The organism is Aporhodopirellula sallentina SM41 (assembly GCF_000346505.1).
Classification (GTDB): Bacteria; Planctomycetota; Planctomycetia; order Pirellulales; family Pirellulaceae; genus Rhodopirellula; species Rhodopirellula sallentina.
On record NZ_ANOH01000063.1, the window covers coordinates 1 to 2223 of the forward strand.

Below are 2223 nucleotides of genomic sequence, written 5' to 3' on the forward strand. Positions count from 1 at the left end.
AACAGCCCGCCAAGACTTTCGGCGTTTCACAGAGCATGCCGAAACTCTTGGCGAGTTTCGCTACCGTTGTGGATTTCAAATTTGAGACGTTCGATCCCGTAGTTGGAAACACCAGAACTCAGCCCCCGAAGACTGCCGACATCGGCGAAATCCTTTTTGATAACGCTCTCATGGTTTCTCGAGGCTTTCGGATCGGTTCTACGTCCGCGTCAAAATTCCTTGCAGGAAACAACCGGCCAATTCTGAAACCGTTTCCTTGAAATCAAATTTGATGTGCTCGAACTCGGGTTGTTTGTAAACAATCTGCACCGATTCCGACGGATGGCAGTGAGCCCACATTCCGGTTGCTGACATGACGAGCATCGCCATCGCCCGCGAGGATTCTTCATCGCTGAGGTCTGGTAACGCTTCGGACAAGGCCGACACACAGGGCTGCACGATCGTGAGAAACTCACGTTTGAACTGGGCGATGGTTTCTGGGCCGACGTTGTGCTCGAAAACGGATGCCAGTGACGCCGAGAGCGTGCAGAACCTGCGGCGACGTGCGAGTGAAGCGGCAAACGCGTCCGCGACCGCATCGACATCGCCGACCCTCTCGATCTGATCGAGGCGTCGCTTGAACGACTTTGCCCAAGCTACCGACTCCTTGAGCAGGAGCCGCAACAAAATGGCCTCCCGGCTCTCGAAGTAGACATAAAGATTCGGCTTGGACAAACCGGCTTGCCGGGCGATCGCATTCAGGCCTGTGCCTTCTAAGCCCTGCTCGTCCAGCAGCACACCGGCCGCCTCTAGAATCGCGTCGATCCGTTCAGCTTTCTGCTCCGGTTTTCGTGCTCGTTTCCACGTTTTCTTCTTGTTCACCATCTGCCTTTTCAGAAAGATCTTTCGAACTCCATTGACAGTATACCACTGGTCGCCTAAATAGATACCGGTGGTCGACTAATATCCGACCGTCGGTCGCTAAAAAGAATATCCGGAGAAATCTTTAGCAGCAGAGTTTGATGTCGAGCATCGCTGCATAGGGCATCGTTCGGGGATGTATCCCTGAGGTCTCGCGGACTTCGTCAACCAGCAATGGTCAGCAAAAACAGAAAGGTTCATGGCAATGGCAGATACAACAATTGGGCCAAACGGTTGGACTCCGGAGCGTCTCGGTTCCCTCATTGGCAAGACGTACCTGCTGACTGGGGCTAACTCCGGCGCGGGGTTTGAAGCCAGCCGAATCCTTCTCTCCAAGGGCGCGAAGGTCGTCATGCTCAATCGCAGCCCCGACAAATCTACCGCTGCCATCGCGAAGTTGAAACAAGAATTCGGAACCGACGTCGATGTGTCTTTCGTACGCATGGACCTTGCCTCGCTCGCCAGCGTCCGTGAAGCGGCGACCGAGATTTTACAGACGGTTCCGCAAATCGATGCACTCATTTGCAACGCGGCTATCGCGCAGGTGCCAACTCAACAGTTCACCGTTGACGGCTTTGAAAGCCAACTCGGCACGAACCACTACGGGCACTTCCTCCTGTGCGGACTGCTCTACGAACGTATCGAGCAATCGAAGGGACGGATCGTGGTGGTCAGCAGCCTGGGCTACAAGATGGGACTGAAAACAATCCAGTTCGACGACATGAACTGGGACAAGAACTATCACCAGAACAAGACTTACTGCCACAGCAAACTGGCCCAGATGATGTTTGCCTATGAGTTGCAGGATCGGTTGGATTCGACAGGCAAGGACGCCAAAGTCTATGTCTGTCACCCTGGATCGTCGAAGACATCCCTTATCACGACCAGCGGCAACGCAATGACGCGGATTGCGTTCAAACTCATGTCCCTATCACCGATGGTGCAATCGGCTGAAAAGGGAGCTTATCCGGAGGTGATGTGTGCGACCGAAGTTGGTCTCGAAGAGCGGGCGTTCTACGGTCCGACAGGCCGCATGGAGATGGTCGGTCCTGTTGGCAAAGGAACGTTGCAACCTTATGCGTACGAGAAACAAGTGATGGAACGGCTTTGGAAACTGTCGGAGAAAGAAACCGGTTTCGAATGGAATCTTTCGGTTGCGTAATGGGTGAGGATGTGAGCGTGTTCCGTCAGTCGGTTTCAGAGCATCTCGGCATCTGACGTGTCCGAGCCCGCAGCCAGACTCGGCAGAATCAAATTCCCGCCGGGTAAACAAGTACCGCTGCAGCTAGAAATTCGCGTCGAGACCGTAGCGAAAGTCTTGGC

Annotated in this window: 2 protein-coding genes; one reads left to right on the forward strand and one right to left on the reverse strand. The window is 54.2% G+C overall.

The window, feature by feature from the left end; genetic code table 11:
- Nucleotides 1-198 precede the first annotated feature (198 nt).
- Entirely contained in the window at nt 199-864 is a 666-nt protein-coding gene (locus tag RSSM_RS03325; protein ID WP_008674479.1) for a TetR/AcrR family transcriptional regulator, read from the reverse strand.
- 241 nt (nt 865-1105) lie between these two features.
- On the opposite strand from RSSM_RS03325, the gene RSSM_RS03330 reads away from it, so the two are divergent.
- The gene (locus RSSM_RS03330) at nt 1106-2062 is read left to right on the forward strand and encodes an SDR family oxidoreductase (RefSeq protein WP_044300874.1); all 957 of its coding nucleotides are present in this window, start codon (nt 1106-1108) and stop codon (nt 2060-2062) included.
- The last annotated feature ends 161 nt before the right edge of the window (nt 2063-2223 follow it).

Excerpts from the sequence above, each read along its gene's own strand:
- RSSM_RS03325 (WP_008674479.1), bottom strand. The coding sequence starts at position 864 with ATGGTGAACAAGAAGAAAACGTGGAAACGAGCACGAAAACCGGAGCAG.
- RSSM_RS03330 (WP_044300874.1), top strand. The coding sequence starts at position 1,106 with ATGGCAGATACAACAATTGGGCCAAACGGTTGGACTCCGGAGCGTCTC.